Origin of the sequence: Christiangramia sediminicola, from assembly GCF_031344135.1 — a bacterium.
Lineage (GTDB): Bacteria > Bacteroidota > Bacteroidia > Flavobacteriales > Flavobacteriaceae > Christiangramia > Christiangramia sediminicola.
Window position 1 is genome coordinate 221,361 of sequence record NZ_JAVJIU010000002.1, and the last position, 15,098, is coordinate 236,458.

Genomic DNA, 15,098 nt, shown 5'->3' on the forward strand with positions numbered 1-15,098 from the left:
CAACCAAAAATGTTTCGCATGGCTGATACCGGAAAACTGATCAACGGCTTTAAACACATTCCTTATTCAAGTGAGAATATCAGCCTGGAAGAAATGTTACAACGTTCTGCGCAATTTTATGAAGCATTAAATTCAAGGAGATCGGTAAGGCATTTTTCAAATAAGAATATTCCTGAAGAAGTCATAATGAATATCATTAGAACTGCTGGTACTGCTCCATCTGGAGCACATAAGCAACCATGGAAGTTTTGTGCTGTTTCCAATCAGGAACTTAAATCTGAAATTAGAAGAGCAGCCGAGAAAGAAGAACAGGAAAATTATAATAATCGTATGAGCGAACGCTGGTTAAAAGATCTCGCTCCTCTGGGAACAGATACCAATAAAGAATTTCTGGAAATTGCTCCCTGGCTTATCATTGTCTTTAAGGAAGTATACGAATTTGATGAGTCTGGAGATAAGCACAACAATTATTATGTAAATGAATCTGTAGGTATTGCCTGCGGAATGCTGATCTCAGCAATTCATAATGCCGGGCTGGTAACCTTAACTCATACTCCAAGCCCGATGAATTTCCTCGCTAAACTATTGAAAAGGCCGGTAAATGAAAGAGCATTTCTTTTATTGCCGGTTGGTTACGCTTCAGATAAAGCATTGGTGCCAGATATTGATAGAAAAGAACTGGTTGAGATAAGTGAGTTTTATAAGTAAAACGCCGACCTCTGTAGGGTGAGACCGGCGCTTTGGTAATTATGAAAAAATTTTTGCTTTGGGGCAAAAAACCACCTAACCTGTTAACCCGCGCAATATAAAGTGGAGAGATTTAATTTTTGGTAACATTTGTTACACAGGTAGTTAGAAAATAAAAAATGCCAAAACTTATCATTAAAAGAAACTCTGAATGGGCCAATAAAATGAGGCCTTTTGAAATCTATATCAATGGCATAAAACTGACTGATATAAAAGACAAAGAAGTTCTGGCTTTCGAAATCCCTGAAGGAAATTACCAGTTAAAAGCCAGGATCGATTGGTGCGGGAGTCAGCCACTAAATATTAAAATTTCGGAAGGGGAAATAAAAAGGGTAGAAGTAAGCGGATTTATTCTTTCCAAATACTTTCTACCCGTAGCGATCATCTGTGCATTATTATACTTCGTGATCTATTTTAAATACAATTCAAACAATCTTATCCTTGGTACAATATTAATGCTTTTTCTGGGCTACCTATTTTACTTTCTGAGTTTTGGCCGTAATCAATACTTAAGGCTTCGGGAAGTCTGATCAAGCAGGAACTTCCGCTCTTTCATCTATTAGTTTTTCCTTTTTAAGATCCTGCCAGAATTCTACAGGTATTTTTACATCAAAAGCTTTAGCGTTTTCCCTAACCTGTTCCGGTTTACTCGCACCAGCAAGGACGGTATTCACGATTTTCGGAGCATAAGAGAATTGAAGTGAAGCAGTACTAAGATCTACCTTGTGTTTCCTGGCTATTTCCTTTATGCCATTCAATCTGTCTACTTTATCTTTCGGCATATCTCCGGAATAATTGTATCTGTCTTTTCCTGAAAGCAACCCGGCATTGAATGGTGCTGCAGTAATTAGTCCTACATCATGTTTTTCAATGGCAGGAAAAAGTTCATCCAGTGATTTTTTATGATCTACCAGAGAGTATTGAATTGCTGAGAGGAAGATATCTGGATCGGCATCTGTATGTTCCAAAGTTTTAATTATCGGTTCAATAGTATTAACGCCTAATCCCCAACCTTTGATCAATCCTTCTTCTCTCATTTTTGTAAGTTCTGGCATTGCACCTTTTCTTGCAACTTCAAAATGGTCAAGCCAGGTAGTTCCATTTTTATATTCATCATTATGATCTGGTGAAAGATCATGTATAAAAACATAATCTATTCTATTTACGCCCATACGCTGTAAACTGTCTTCAATCGATCTTCTAACAGCTTCAGCTGAATAATCATATTTATAATCGAATGGAGATGGCTCATTCCAGATAGTTTCAGGAATGTTATCAGTGGCACTTAATACCCGGCCAACTTTGGTAGTAAGTATATATTCATCACGATTTTTGTTATGTAGAAAATGACCAAAACGCCTTTCGCTTAAGCCAAGTCCGTACCATGGTGAGGTATCATAATATCTCACTCCTGCATCCCAGGCTGCTTCCAGTGTTTGTTCAGATTCTTTATCGCTCATTACCTTGAATCCGTTACCAATGGCAACACCGCCAAGGCCTAATTTTTCTTTTATCACTTCTCTTCCCATAATTTTTTTAATTCTAAATTTAAAAAGAAGTGTTTGCAATTATGGTCACTTTAACTGATTCTAACAGAAAAGGTTTTCGAATATTAAGTTTTCCTTGACAACTGTAACAAAAGTTACTGCCTCAACTTCCCTATATTTATATTTTTGTGTAAGAATTTGAAAAGCTTGGAGAAATACATAGATATCATCCGCGAATCATTTACAGGATATTTTAATTATCTCGTGAATGAAATAATGCACCCAACGTGGACGAGTTATTTCTACTGGCTAATAGGATTGTCACTTTTGGTCTGGGTGCTGGAAATCGTAATTCCATGGAGAAAAGATCAGGAGATATTTCGGAAAGGCTTCTGGCTGGACAGTTTCTATATCTTATTCAATTTTTTCCTGTTCTCGCTCATAGGTTACAATGCGATAAGCAATGTAGGAGTGGAGCTTTTTAATGATTTCCTAGGCCTGTTTGGGATCGAGAATATCGTAGCCATAGAATTGGGAAATTTACCCGGCTGGACACAATTATTGATCATGTTCGTAATTGCAGATTTTGTGCAGTGGAATGTTCATAGACAATTACACAGGCGACCATGGCTTTGGGAGTTTCATAAGATCCACCATAGCGTAAAGGAAATGGGGTTTGCAGCACAGTTCAGGTTTCATTTTATGGAAACCATTATTTATAAAACGGTGCAATATATTCCGCTGGCGATGATAGGTTTTGGAATACAGGAATTTTTTATCGTGCATATGTTCGCGGTATTCATAGGCCACTTGAATCATGCAAATATTGGCTGGAGCTATGGGCCTTTAGGTTATGTTTTAAATAACCCGAAAATGCACATCTGGCATCATTCAAAGGAATTGCCAGAAGACAGGCCTTACGGAATGAATTTCGGGCTTAGCCTGAGCATCTGGGATTATATTTTTGGAACGGCCTTTATTCCAAAAAGTGGCAAAAAAATAGAATTAGGCTTCAGCGGAGATGAAAATTTCCCTGAAGATTTCGGAAATCAAACCTTGTTTCCTTTCCGAAGAAAAGAAGAAATAAAATCTAATAAAGTTTAAAATCGATTATAATGACCATAAAACAATTTAAAGATAGTCCGCTAGCACATTATTCGTATGCGATTGTAAGCAACGGAGAAATGGCTTTGGTAGATCCTTCAAGAAACCCGATGGATTATTACCGATATGCTGAAGAACAGAATGCGAAGATCGTTGCGGTATTTGAAACCCATCCACATGCAGATTTTGTGAGCAGTCATTTACAGATACACGAAGAGACAGGTGCCACTATTTATGCCAGTAAACTGGTAGGTGCAGATTATCCTCATAAATCATTTGATGATGGTGATTCACTTAAAATGGGAGATGTAGAATTTAAAGCCATCAATACTCCAGGACATTCACCAGATAGTATCACCGTAGTTGCTACAGAAGGAGATAAAACTGCTTTATTCACGGGAGACACTCTTTTCATCGGAAATGTGGGAAGACCAGATCTTCGCGAAAAGGCTGGGAATATGAAGGCAAAAAGAATAGATCTTGCCAAGCAGATGTATGATACCATTAAAAATAAGTTCACCGATCTACCTGATGATGCTTTGGTTTATCCAGCACACGGTGCCGGTTCTTTATGCGGAAAGAATATGAGTGACGCTTCTTCCAGCACACTTGGAAATGAACGCCAGGGTAACTGGGCTTTCAAAGAGCAGACAGAAGAAGAATTTGTAGAGGAGATCCTGAAAGATCAACCATTTATTCCTTCTTATTTTGGGTTTAATGTTGATATCAATAAAACCGGGCCTGAGAATGTTCAGCGAACAAAATGGGCCAATAAGCTTAGACTGAATGTAAACGAGGTAAAAGAAGGAGTGACCGTTGTAGATACACGTGATGGTGATGCCTTTAAAAAAGGAAACCTGCCAAACAGTATCAATATTATGGCTCGATCTGAAAGTGATAAATATGAAACCTGGCTAGGTGCGATCGTTAAACCTGAAGAGGAGTTCTACCTTGTTTTAAATAGCATTGATGATATTGAGGAGCTACTGGAAAGAACTGCCAAAATAGGTTATGAAAAGCAGTTAAAGGCAGTGGTTACTCTAGGCAGCGATGTCTCTAATTCTATGGAAGAGATTGATGTTGAAGATTTCAAAAAGTATATGAACAATTATACTATTGTGGATATTCGTAATAAGAGTGAGGTGGCAGAAGGGAAGATATTTGAGGATGCCATCGCAGTACCATTGAATGAACTTAGAGAGCGATCTACCGAAATACCTTCACATAAACCGGTAGTGGTACATTGTGCAGGAGGTTATCGTTCTGCAGCAGGAAGCAGTATTCTTGACAATAAGTTTGAAAATACCAAGGTCTATGACCTGAGTGATAATATCAAAGATTTTAAATAGTTGGTTAGACATTTGATGAATGATGATGAACCCGGGAATTAATTTCCGGGTTTTTTTGTACCTGAAAATGTCAAATTTTCAATTTATCTATCGCTTGCCGCTTTTCAAAAGATGTTATTTCAGGATATTTCGCAATATTTTGAGATTTCTTCAACACTTCAAGCATTCGATTTTTTCTATATTTACGCTCCACGGTGAAAAAATAACAATACATAAAGCTATTTATGGATAAAATTTACAAGGTTAAAGTGAACGACTCGCTGGAATTTGAATTTTCAGAAGAAGAGATCAAAGCGCTGGACACCCAGAAAACTTCAGATAAGAATTATCATCTTTTAAAGGATAACCGCTCTTTTACGGCAGAGATCTTCAAGCCGGATTTTCTGAACAGGAATTATGAAATCAAAATTAACTCAAATATCTATTCAGTAAAGATCAATAACGATCTGGATCAATTGATAGATGAGATGGGACTTTCATTAGGAAGTTCTCAGCAGATCAATGATATCAAAGCACCAATGCCCGGGCTTATCCTTGAGGTAAATGTAAAAGAAGGTGATGAGGTGAAAGAAGGCGATTATTTGCTGGTTCTGGAAGCGATGAAAATGGAGAATACTTTAACGGCTCCTCGAGACGGAGTGGTAAAGTCGGTTACTGTTACTAAAAGCGAAACAGTAGAAAAGAACCAGTTATTGATAGAAATGGAATAATCAGCTTTTCTGAATTTTAAAAGAGAATCAAGTAATGAAAAAAATATTAGTAGCCAACAGGGGAGAGATCGCGCTAAGGGTAATGAAAACCATCAAGAGAATGGGAATTGATACCGTAGCGGTTTATTCAACTGCCGACAGGAATGCGCCACATGTGAAGTTTGCTGATGAAGCGGTTTGCATTGGAGAAGCACCGTCCAGCGAATCTTACCTTAAAGGCGATAAGATCATAGAAGTAGCTAAAAAATTAAATGTAGACGGAATTCATCCGGGATATGGTTTCCTAAGTGAAAATGCAGGATTTGCAGAGTCTGTAGAAAAGAATGGAATTACCTGGATAGGTCCAGGTTCCAAGGCTATTAAGATCATGGGAAGTAAACTTGCAGCGAAAGATGCGGTAAAGGCTTACGAAATTCCGATGGTTCCTGGAATAGACGAAGCGATCACAGATACTGAAGAAGCTAAGAAAATTGCGAATGAGATCGGATTTCCTATTTTGATAAAAGCATCTGCCGGTGGTGGTGGAAAAGGAATGCGTGTAGTTGAAAAGGAAAAAGACCTTGAAGACCAGATGAAACGTGCCATTTCAGAGGCTGAATCTGCTTTTGGAGACGGATCTGTTTTTATTGAAAAGTATGTTTCTTCACCGAGACATATCGAAATTCAGGTGCTGGCCGATACTCATGGAAACTGTGTTCATTTATTTGAAAGGGAATGCAGTATTCAGCGTAGACACCAGAAAGTGGTGGAAGAAGCACCGTCTGTAGTTCTGGATGATAAATTGAGACATGAAATGGGTGAGGCGGCGATTAAAGTTGCTAAAGCCTGTGATTATGTTGGAGCCGGTACCGTAGAATTCCTTTTTGATGAAAACAGGAATTTCTATTTCCTGGAAATGAATACAAGACTTCAGGTAGAACACCCGGTAACCGAATATATAACCGGTGTAGACCTTGTAGAACAACAAATATTAGTAGCCAGAGGAAAAGAACTTCAGTTTTCCCAGGATGATCTTACAATTAAAGGTCATGCGATGGAACTACGTGTTTATGCTGAAGATCCGCTGGAAGATTTTATGCCAAGTACAGGAACACTCGAGAAATATGCAATTCCGGTAGGAGAAGGCATAAGACTGGATAATGGTTTTGAAGAAGGAATGGAAGTTCCAATTTATTACGATCCCATGCTTGCGAAGCTGATCACTTACGGAAAAACCAGGGAAGAATCTATCCAGATGATGATCAAGGCTATAGATCATTATATCGTGGAAGGTGTTAGTACTACTTTACCTTTCGGAAAATTTGTCTTTAAACATGAAGCTTTCAGAAGCGGGAATTTTGATACTCACTTCGTAAAGAAATATTATTCACCGGAAGCACTTAAAGAAGAAACTCAGGAAGAAGCGAAGCTTGCAGCCCTGATGGCTTTGAAACAATATATGAAGGACAAAGAGCAATTAAGATTACCACACAACTAAAATTCAGAATTCAGAGATGAGTCAGAACCTCGATAAATTAAAAGAAAAGATTGCTGAAGCTCATAAGGGCGGAGGCGAGAAGAGAATTGCCAAACAGCATGAAAAGAAGAAATTAACTGCACGTGAGCGGGTAGAATATTTGCTGGATGAAAATTCATTTGAAGAAATTGGGATTTTAGTTACGCACCGTACTACCGATTTCGGGATGGAAAAACAGAAATTCTATGGTGATGGTGTGATCACTGGTTATGGAACGGTGAACGGAAGATTGGTATATGTTTTCGCTCAGGATTTTACCGTGTTTGGTGGTTCTTTATCTGAAACACATGCAGAAAAGATCTGTAAGATCATGGACATGGCTGTTAAGGTTGGAGCGCCATTAATAGGCCTTAACGATTCAGGTGGAGCAAGAATCCAGGAAGGAGTGAAATCTCTTGGAGGATATGCAGATATATTTCACCGAAATGTAAAAGCATCCGGAGTGGTACCTCAAATTTCAGCAATTATGGGACCTTGTGCAGGTGGAGCAGTTTATTCGCCAGCGATGACCGATTTTACACTGATGGTTGAGGATACTTCATATATGTTCGTAACCGGACCTAACGTTGTGAAAACGGTGACTAATGAAGAGGTGACTTCCGAAGAGCTTGGAGGAGCGAGTACGCATTCTACTAAGTCTGGAGTTACACATATTACTGCTGCAAACGATATAATCTGTCTGGAGAACATCAAGCAACTTATAAGCTATATGCCTCAGAACAATAAGTCGGCTCCGGAAAAATTGGAATTTGAACTGGGAGACGAGCACCGTGAAGTACTTGAAAGTATTGTTCCGGACAGTTCTAATAAACCTTATGACATGCATGAGGTGATCAAGGGAATTATTGATGAGGATTCTTTTTTCGAGATCCATAAAGATTATGCAGATAATATTATCGTTGGTTTTTCCCGAATTGGAGGACGCAGTGTTGGTGTGATCGCCAATCAGCCGATGAGCCTTGCCGGAGTTCTGGATGTAGATTCGTCTAAAAAAGCCGCAAGATTTACCAGGTTCTGTGATTGTTTCAATATTCCTCTTCTAGTGCTGGTTGATGTACCTGGATTCTTACCAGGAACCGATCAGGAGTGGAATGGGATCATTTTACACGGGGCTAAATTGCTTTACGCATTAAGTGAAGCAACGGTGCCAAAAGTTACCGTTATTACAAGAAAGGCATATGGAGGAGCATACGACGTGATGAACTCCAAGCATATAGGAGCCGATCTTAATTATGCATGGCCAACTGCAGAGATTGCGGTGATGGGAGCCAAAGGAGCGTCTGAGATCATTTTCAGAAAAGAGATCGCTCAATCAGACGATCCTGAAAAGAAATTAGCGGAAAAGGAAGCTGAATATGCAGAGAAATTTGCTACTCCTTTTGAAGCTGCTCAACGAGGATTTATTGATGAGGTGATCATGCCCAAAGATACACGTAGAAAACTGATCAAAGCTTTTAGTGCTTTGGAAAATAAGCATGTTCTAAGGCCTGATAGAAAACACGGAAATATTCCACTTTAATTTAAAAGGCCGAAAGAAATTTCGGCCTTATTTTTTAATGCCTATGAAATTCAACAAAATAGTTTGCGTAGATCATACAAAACTGAATGATGAAGCAATTTCAGAATTACAAAATCTCAGCGAGAGTAAGGTTGAGGTCTTTTCGGATTACCCCGATTCTAAAAATGAGGTAATTGAAAGAATTGGAAATGCTGAAGCCGTATTCGTTTCCTGGCATACCGAGTTGGATGAAGAAATTATTGAGGCCTGTCCAAATTTGAAATATATCGGGATGGCATGCAGCCTTTATGATGATGAATCGGCCAACGTGGCGGTGAAATTTGCCAGAGAAAAAGGAATTACCGTGAAGGGTATTCGGGATTATGGTGATCCCGGAGTGGCAGAATTCATTATCTCAGAATTAATTCAGTTACTGAACGGTTATAAAGGCAGGCAGTGGAAAGATATGCCACGTGAATTAACCGACTTGAAATTCGGGATCATTGGTCTTGGAGTAACCGGGAAATTATTAGCTGAATGCTTGATTCCGTTCGGGGTTGATCTTTTCTATTATTCCAGAACCAGAAAACTAGACTGGGAGAAAAAAGGAGTCGATTATTTGCCATTAGAAGATTTACTTGAGCATTGTGAAGTACTCTCATACCACCTTCCTAAGAATGCAAAACCGGTCGGGAAAAAGGAGTTCGAAAAAATAGGGAATGGTAAGATTCTTATCAATACTTCTTTAGGTTTACCTTTTAAAGAAAAAGCTTTTCAAAAGTGGATAAGAAAAGAAGGGAATTTTGCAATTTTTGATGGAGATGGAAAAAAAGAACTTTCTAAGGAGACCCTAAAGGCAGAGAGGCTTATGGCTTTGGATGCCAGTGCGGGATGGTCGTCACAAACCCTGAAGAGGCTTTCAAATAAAGTGCTTCGTAATATTAAAGATTATAGCGAAGAGAATTAATGTAACCATTGTTACTGATTTACGACTGCTCTTATTGTTTCTTTGCAACTGAATAAATAATTATATGGATTTAATCTTACAGCCTTGGCCATGGTATGTTGCCGGGCCTCTAATCGCAATTATCATGTTCCTCCTGATCTTCATGGGGAAACAATTCGGTATGTCTTCGAATCTTCGAACCATCTGTACCATGTGTGGTGCCGATGAAAAAGCAAGTTTTTTCAATTTTAACTGGAGAGCACAGAAATGGAATCTGGTAGTGATCATTGGAGCCGCTATTGGTGGTTTTATTGCTATGCATATCCTTTCTGCAGATCCTGCTGTAGCCATTAATCCTGAAACTGTTTCAAACTTGAACGGACTTGGTTTTGAAAGTGCAGGAAAAGCATATCTTCCGGTTGAGCTTTACAGTCTGGAAGCATTAACTGATTGGAAAGCCTTAATTATCCTGATCATCGGTGGATTCCTGATTGGTTTTGGAGCCAGATGGGCTGGAGGTTGTACCTCAGGACATGCGATCTCAGGTTTAAGTAACCTGCAATTACCTTCATTGATCGCTGTAGTTGGATTTTTCATTGGTGGACTGGTAATGATCCATTTATTATTTCCCCTAATATTTTAGAAAATGAGAGTAATAGGATATTTAGTTATAGGTATATTTTTCGGAATAGTAATGTTTAAATCTGAAGCCGCTTCGTGGTTCAGAATTTATGAGATGTTCCAGTTCCAGGCTTTTCATATGTACGGAATCATTGGTTCAGCTTTGGTAATTGGCGTTCTTGGTGTTCAGTGGATAAAAAGGAGCAATGCAAAAGACTTTAATGGTAAAAAGATCAGGATCGCCGATAAGGAAAAAAGCTTTAGCAGATATATGTTCGGTGGAATTATATTCGGACTTGGATGGGCACTTGCAGGTGCTTGCCCGGGACCAATCTATACACTGATTGGTGCTGGTTATGCTTCGGTAATTGTTGTTTTTCTGGCAGCAATTCTGGGAACTTTTGTTTACGGATTACTTCGGGATAAACTTCCGCATTAAACATAAAAAAAAGGGCTGGTTTTTATCAGCCCTTTTCATTTTTATCGATGGTATTAATTGATTTTCTCAGCTTTCAGGTATAGTTCCTGTGCCTGAATTTTATCTACCATATCTTTACCTTTTTCAGCTGCGGCTTTCCAGCCTTCAGAATTATGGATTTTATCATAGGTGGCAGTATCAGGCCAGACACCTTCCATAAAGTAAGTATACTCATCATTATCTGTAGTGATTTTATAAAGATGATAACCGGCTCCAGGATAACCTTCGTCACTAATAGCCTTATTCATTTCATTTAAAAATTCACTTAGCTGTTTCTCGGTCATTCCATCAGGAAGTTTGAAGAGATGTAGACTTTTCTTTCCCGCAATGTTTGAATTTTTCAGTTCTATCTGAATCACTTCAAAAGGATTATTACCAGTATTCTTTGGCTGATGTTTTGCTTTGTCTACCCAAAGCACGTCTCCCGCTTTCCCTTTCATTTCCATGGATTTGCCATCGCCGGTTTTCATATTCGCCGTATGATCTGTAAGGAAAACCGCAACACCTTCCGGATGAACATGCATTTGAGACTCCTCTCCGGGATTATAATTGATCCTTAAAACTCTCACCTTGTCATTATCAATTTCAACTTTGTAATGGTCCGGGTCTATTTTTACAGCATCCTGTGCTACTATTCCTGAACAGGATATAATGAAGTAAATACCTATTGCAAACTTCATTAAGGTTTTTAGTTTTTTCATCTATTTATATTAAAATGTCAATTTGTATATTAATTATGATTCCCGGCCAAACCTGTTTAGCGGATTTCTGGCAGGTTTAAAATCTATGCCCAGTTCTTCTTTAGCAAGCTCATTGCTGTAGACGATCCTGGCCTTACCTTCCGGCTCTTCACCATTCAGCATTTTTGAGATATCTGAAATTTTCCAACTTTCACTACTTAGTAAATAATTCTTACCGTGTTGAATTCTAGAAGTCGCGGCTTGATAAATTGCTTCAGCTACATCTTCAACATCTACAAGGGCGAATTCAACATTCTCATTAAAAAGCGTCTGTGTGAATTCGTCTGTCGCTTTCCCAGATCTGAACAGTTTCTGAAGGCCTATAGAGGTTGAATCAGCTCTGGAAGACAAAGCATTTCCAACCACAGTTACAGGTGAAACGCTTATGATATCAAACTTTAGATCCCGATTATTGCTGATGAACTTGCGTATCTTTTGATCGGCATAATATTTTGCCTGTGCATATGGAATATTAGCCTCATCCAGGTAAGGTTCATCCTCTTCCGTGTATAAATGATCATCGGCTCTTCCATTTGCAGGGTAGGGAAAAGAAGTATTAAATGCTGCAACAGAAGAAACGAAGATTACTTTTTCAATGTTTGAATGATCCTTCAGAATGTTCAGAAAATTTTCGGTCCCGGTTAAGGTTGGTTCGTAAAGTTCTTTCTCTGCATTTTCAACTCCTAATTTAAATGGAGTTCCGCAATGTATAAGGACTTCACAATCACTGGTAAAATCTTCCAGGCTTTCCAGGTTTTGAATATCTATCGCCTGTATAGACAGGTTATCCTCGTTTCCCAGGTTAAAAAGATGCTCATATTTATCACTATTGGAGATATTAGTCACCGAAACCTTGACTTTATAGTCAGAATCGAGAAATCTTCTGGTGATATAGCTTCCTATAAAACCCGCTCCACCTGTGATCCCTACAGTTTTCATATGATCATTCCTGATTAAGAGAATCCTGGTCTTTAGTTCTGGCTTCTTCCAGGTCTGAAAGAGCCTTACTTATACCTGAATTATCAAAATAAACATGTTCAGCCACGATCTTCCCGTCCACGAATCTGGCTGTTATATGAACAGGAATATGCACTGTGGAGTCATTTTCAGCAATTGTACCCTGCCAGTCTCCCCAGTAATTCACCCAGGTTTCGTCATCATCTGTTACTACCATCTCAAATTCATCCTTATCATCCGGGAATTCATAGGATGAAAGTGCTGCATTGTTTTCCTCATGGGTCGCCATGGCTGTTTCCACATCTATAGCATCCCTGCTGTTGTAATAAAGTTTAGCCGTATCAGCGAAATGAGTTTTATAGGTATCCCAATCTGCCTCTTCATAATTCTTTAAAAGATCTTTCAGGGTATTGATCTCATCAGATTTCTGAGTATATCTTATTTTCTCATCTTTTTTATCGTTACAGGCGGTAAAAAGGATGAAACTTAGCATTAAAATCACAAAATTTCTCATGTCCTTAGTTTTCAGTTATGTAAGAAAGGTCAGGTCTTGTATGACCGGTAACAACTTCCTGCTTAGAAGCAGTTTTCTCTATTTCAGCGAATAATTTTTTTCCTTCCTCTCCAATAAGCTCCATATTCTCATTTCTCGCTTTTTCTACGGAAGCCTTATCTTTTCCTGAAACTGCTACCATAAAATAGTTTTCCATAGTTCCGAAGCCGCTTTTATAAACTCTGTAATGCACTTTTGAACCTTTTTCTGAATAAAGTTTCTTTACAGATCTAGCAAGTTCTTCCGCTTTATCACCTTTTCCAGGTGGGATATGATAGAAAACCAGTTCCCGGTAATTATTTCCATCTGAGGTCTGACTCATTCCATCTGGCATATAGGAAAGCTCATTGTCCAGGCGAAGAATATAATCACCATGCTTAGAATAAGTATCTTCAAAACTGTCAAATAGCTTGTCGAAGGCCTCTTTGCCCATTTTCTTCTGAAGATCTTCAAATGGATTTTTATCCAGATCAGCAAAATTGTTTATCGGACTCAGATACATTACCCGGTTATCATCGGCCTGAAAGGTAAGCCAGTCCATACCTTTCATATTATGTTCTTTGGCTGCATCAAGAAGCGCTTTATCTGCGTTCTCATGTTTTTGCTTCATTCCGTCTTTGATATGGTCTTCGTGAACTACATACATTTGGTATCTGTCGCTTTGAGCATTCAAAGTGAAGCTCATAAAAAGCAGGTAAATCATTGAAAATAAAATTGATCGAATAGATTTCATCTGGTTGGTTTTTAGATTAATAAACCTGAATTTATAAAGTAAACCGATCATGAAATCGTCGTTTTGGACGAAGACTATGAATTTCTGTCCGGAGATGTTTTAAAACTTCCCGAAGTAAATTATTTGAAGAAAAATGAATTGAAATTAGTGTAGCTAGATAACTTGTAGATGTTGAAATAATTCCGGTCGCATGGTTTTGCTCAATGGCAGGGCATGAGAAGAAATCACTACATGATTGCTACCAATCTCATCGATATGACTTATGTTAACGATATAAGATCTATGAATTCTAAGAAACCTTTTATCCTTCAGTTTATCATCCACTTCTTTTAAAGTACATACAAGGAGGAATTTTTTAGATTTCGTATATACCTTACAATAGTTGCGATCTGCTTCGATATAGTGAATATCAGAAAGAGCGATCCTAACCATTTTGTCATGACTTCGAACAAATATTCTATCTTTTAGTATGGCAGGAGAAGACTGATGAGGATTTTTATTAGGCAATTGCAAAGAATCTGAAATTACTTTTTTCAAAAGCTGTTTCTTGCTCTTGATCCTGACAGAAAGATAATTCTGCAACCAATCGGTTCTATTCATATCAAAATATAGAACTGGCGAGATCTGCTCTTTTTTCTTTGATTTTGCTTCGAGTCCGTTAAGCTGACCCTTGAGTTGATCTTCAAGCAAGATAAAATCCGGACTTTCCTGCTCAATAAAAGTTAAGGCATCCTTTGCCCTTGAAAAGATCCCGGTGATATGATAACCAAGTTTATTCAATTGCAAAGACAATTTCGCAGCCATGGGAATGTTCTGCTCAACGATCACGATCTTTGCCTGCTTATCCATATTTACTGAATAATTTCCTGTAAAGATACTGAAACTATTGATAATCAGTAAAATAGAGTGTATTTATCTTATTTTTGAACTTCTAGGTGAAGTAGGATAAAAGGAGGGAAGCGTGATATGATATTTCACCACGATAAGCCTGATACTGATCACTGTTAGCGATGTAACCACGTAAATTATATCGGCATCTATTCCCATATCGTACATTGTTACATAGGCCAGGGCTCCGATCAAACATGCAGTCGCATAGATCTCTTTTCTGAAGATCACAGGAATTTCATTACAAAGAATGTCCCTTATAACTCCTCCAAAAGTACCCGTCATTGCACCGAGAGCTACGGAGACTATTGGGTCTAGATCGTTTTGTATTCCGGTTTCTACACCGGTAATGGTAAATACTCCCAGCCCGATAGTATCAAAAAGGAATAATGATTTTTTAAGGTAATTAAGTTTGTTGCGGAAGATAATCGCAAGGATCGTAACAACACCTATCAGATAAATATAAACGATGTTTTCCATCCACATTACCGGAGTACTGCCAATAAGTATATCTCGAATGGTACCACCACCAATAGCGGTTACAAATGCGATGATAAAGATCCCGAAAAGATCCAGTCTTCGGTTCATCGCAGAGAGCGCCCCAGAAATAGCAAATGCTATGGTTCCCAGTACATCAAGAATAGTGAACAAACTCAATTCCATACTTGGCAAAGGTAATTTTATCTTTTAAATTTGTTTAAGCGCGGGCATATTTCTGCCCTTATTTTTTAGGTTTATTAACAAATAGACGATCTTAATAACAATAGGTGT

Annotated in this window: 17 protein-coding genes; 10 read left to right on the forward strand and 7 right to left on the reverse strand. The window is 38.4% G+C overall.

The annotated features are described in order from the left end of the window. The first annotated feature begins 18 nt into the window (after positions 1-18). Positions 19-708: a nitroreductase family protein gene (locus RE431_RS04840; protein ID WP_309560838.1), complete on the forward strand. Its 690-nt coding sequence runs from the start codon at positions 19-21 to the stop codon at positions 706-708. A 158-nt stretch (positions 709-866) separates the two neighbouring features. After that, positions 867-1,277 carry a hypothetical protein gene (locus RE431_RS04845; protein WP_309560839.1) on the forward strand — a complete coding sequence of 137 codons (411 nt, stop codon included), beginning with the start codon at positions 867-869 and terminating at the stop codon, positions 1,275-1,277. Here the strand turns inward: RE431_RS04845 and RE431_RS04850 are convergent, their stop codons facing one another. Continuing rightward, positions 1,278-2,276, reverse strand: a complete 999-nt coding sequence (locus RE431_RS04850) for an aldo/keto reductase (RefSeq protein WP_309560840.1) — start codon at positions 2,274-2,276, stop codon at positions 1,278-1,280. A 165-nt stretch (positions 2,277-2,441) separates the two neighbouring features. Here RE431_RS04850 and RE431_RS04855 point away from each other — a divergent pair, with 165 nt between their 5' ends. The 8 genes from RE431_RS04855 to RE431_RS04890 all read left to right on the forward strand — a co-directional run bounded on the left by RE431_RS04855 (position 2,442) and on the right by RE431_RS04890 (position 10,417). Beyond that, complete coding sequence (locus RE431_RS04855) at positions 2,442-3,338, forward strand: sterol desaturase family protein (protein ID WP_309560841.1); 897 nt, start codon at positions 2,442-2,444, stop codon at positions 3,336-3,338. Positions 3,339-3,349: 11 nt separating this feature from the next. Then, positions 3,350-4,687: an MBL fold metallo-hydrolase gene (locus RE431_RS04860; protein WP_309560842.1), complete on the forward strand. Its 1,338-nt coding sequence runs from the start codon at positions 3,350-3,352 to the stop codon at positions 4,685-4,687. A gap of 224 nt (positions 4,688-4,911) precedes the next feature. After that, the gene (locus RE431_RS04865) at positions 4,912-5,397 is read left to right on the forward strand and encodes an acyl-CoA carboxylase biotin carboxyl carrier protein subunit (protein ID WP_309560843.1); all 486 of its coding nucleotides are present in this window, start codon (positions 4,912-4,914) and stop codon (positions 5,395-5,397) included. A 34-nt stretch (positions 5,398-5,431) separates the two neighbouring features. Further along, positions 5,432-6,874 (forward strand): acetyl-CoA carboxylase biotin carboxylase subunit, encoded by a 1,443-nt coding sequence (gene accC / locus RE431_RS04870; protein ID WP_309560844.1) that lies wholly within the window; start codon positions 5,432-5,434, stop codon positions 6,872-6,874. A 16-nt stretch (positions 6,875-6,890) separates the two neighbouring features. Further along, a complete protein-coding gene (locus tag RE431_RS04875; protein ID WP_309560845.1) occupies positions 6,891-8,432 on the forward strand; it encodes an acyl-CoA carboxylase subunit beta in 1,542 nt (513 codons plus the stop codon). 43 nt (positions 8,433-8,475) lie between these two features. After that, positions 8,476-9,378 (forward strand): NAD(P)-dependent oxidoreductase, encoded by a 903-nt coding sequence (locus RE431_RS04880; RefSeq protein WP_309560846.1) that lies wholly within the window; start codon positions 8,476-8,478, stop codon positions 9,376-9,378. A 64-nt stretch (positions 9,379-9,442) separates the two neighbouring features. Next, positions 9,443-10,000 (forward strand): YeeE/YedE family protein, encoded by a 558-nt coding sequence (locus RE431_RS04885; RefSeq protein WP_309560847.1) that lies wholly within the window; start codon positions 9,443-9,445, stop codon positions 9,998-10,000. Positions 10,001-10,003: 3 nt separating this feature from the next. Further along, entirely contained in the window at positions 10,004-10,417 is a 414-nt protein-coding gene (locus RE431_RS04890) for a DUF6691 family protein (RefSeq protein ID WP_309560848.1), read from the forward strand. 53 nt (positions 10,418-10,470) lie between these two features. Here RE431_RS04890 and RE431_RS04895 read toward each other — a convergent pair whose 3' ends face one another. The 6 genes from RE431_RS04895 to RE431_RS04920 form a co-directional block, all read right to left on the reverse strand. Then, positions 10,471-11,157 carry a cupin domain-containing protein gene (locus tag RE431_RS04895; protein WP_309560849.1) on the reverse strand — a complete coding sequence of 229 codons (687 nt, stop codon included), beginning with the start codon at positions 11,155-11,157 and terminating at the stop codon, positions 10,471-10,473. Between the two features lie 33 nt (positions 11,158-11,190). Further along, positions 11,191-12,135: an NAD-dependent epimerase/dehydratase family protein gene (locus RE431_RS04900; RefSeq protein WP_309560850.1), complete on the reverse strand. Its 945-nt coding sequence runs from the start codon at positions 12,133-12,135 to the stop codon at positions 11,191-11,193. Between the two features lie 4 nt (positions 12,136-12,139). Beyond that, positions 12,140-12,667 carry a nuclear transport factor 2-like protein gene (locus RE431_RS04905; RefSeq protein ID WP_309560851.1) on the reverse strand — a complete coding sequence of 176 codons (528 nt, stop codon included), beginning with the start codon at positions 12,665-12,667 and terminating at the stop codon, positions 12,140-12,142. Between the two features lie 4 nt (positions 12,668-12,671). Further along, a complete protein-coding gene (locus RE431_RS04910; protein ID WP_309560852.1) occupies positions 12,672-13,409 on the reverse strand; it encodes a hypothetical protein in 738 nt (245 codons plus the stop codon). Positions 13,410-13,592: 183 nt separating this feature from the next. Then, the gene (locus tag RE431_RS04915) at positions 13,593-14,288 is read right to left on the reverse strand and encodes a LytR/AlgR family response regulator transcription factor (protein ID WP_309560853.1); all 696 of its coding nucleotides are present in this window, start codon (positions 14,286-14,288) and stop codon (positions 13,593-13,595) included. A gap of 63 nt (positions 14,289-14,351) precedes the next feature. Beyond that, a complete protein-coding gene (locus RE431_RS04920; RefSeq protein WP_309560854.1) occupies positions 14,352-14,990 on the reverse strand; it encodes a trimeric intracellular cation channel family protein in 639 nt (212 codons plus the stop codon). Between the last annotated feature and the right edge of the window lie 108 nt (positions 14,991-15,098).

What these genes read in the sequence shown, in the direction of transcription:
- RE431_RS04850 (WP_309560840.1), bottom strand. Translation starts at nt 2,276, where the DNA reads ATGGGAAGAGAAGTGATAAAAGAAAAATTAGGCCTTGGCGGTGTTGCC.
- RE431_RS04845 (WP_309560839.1), top strand. Translation starts at nt 867, where the DNA reads ATGCCAAAACTTATCATTAAAAGAAACTCTGAATGGGCCAATAAAATG.
- RE431_RS04915 (WP_309560853.1), bottom strand. Translation starts at nt 14,288, where the DNA reads ATGGATAAGCAGGCAAAGATCGTGATCGTTGAGCAGAACATTCCCATG.
- RE431_RS04885 (WP_309560847.1), top strand. Translation starts at nt 9,443, where the DNA reads ATGGATTTAATCTTACAGCCTTGGCCATGGTATGTTGCCGGGCCTCTA.
- RE431_RS04895 (WP_309560849.1), bottom strand. Translation starts at nt 11,157, where the DNA reads ATGAAAAAACTAAAAACCTTAATGAAGTTTGCAATAGGTATTTACTTC.
- RE431_RS04880 (WP_309560846.1), top strand. Translation starts at nt 8,476, where the DNA reads ATGAAATTCAACAAAATAGTTTGCGTAGATCATACAAAACTGAATGAT.
- RE431_RS04875 (WP_309560845.1), top strand. Translation starts at nt 6,891, where the DNA reads ATGAGTCAGAACCTCGATAAATTAAAAGAAAAGATTGCTGAAGCTCAT.
- RE431_RS04920 (WP_309560854.1), bottom strand. Translation starts at nt 14,990, where the DNA reads ATGGAATTGAGTTTGTTCACTATTCTTGATGTACTGGGAACCATAGCA.
- RE431_RS04910 (WP_309560852.1), bottom strand. Translation starts at nt 13,409, where the DNA reads ATGATTTACCTGCTTTTTATGAGCTTCACTTTGAATGCTCAAAGCGAC.
- RE431_RS04890 (WP_309560848.1), top strand. Translation starts at nt 10,004, where the DNA reads ATGAGAGTAATAGGATATTTAGTTATAGGTATATTTTTCGGAATAGTA.
- RE431_RS04840 (WP_309560838.1), top strand. Translation starts at nt 19, where the DNA reads ATGGCTGATACCGGAAAACTGATCAACGGCTTTAAACACATTCCTTAT.
- RE431_RS04865 (WP_309560843.1), top strand. Translation starts at nt 4,912, where the DNA reads ATGGATAAAATTTACAAGGTTAAAGTGAACGACTCGCTGGAATTTGAA.
- accC (WP_309560844.1), top strand. Translation starts at nt 5,432, where the DNA reads ATGAAAAAAATATTAGTAGCCAACAGGGGAGAGATCGCGCTAAGGGTA.
- RE431_RS04905 (WP_309560851.1), bottom strand. Translation starts at nt 12,667, where the DNA reads ATGAGAAATTTTGTGATTTTAATGCTAAGTTTCATCCTTTTTACCGCC.
- RE431_RS04900 (WP_309560850.1), bottom strand. Translation starts at nt 12,135, where the DNA reads ATGAAAACTGTAGGGATCACAGGTGGAGCGGGTTTTATAGGAAGCTAT.
- RE431_RS04860 (WP_309560842.1), top strand. Translation starts at nt 3,350, where the DNA reads ATGACCATAAAACAATTTAAAGATAGTCCGCTAGCACATTATTCGTAT.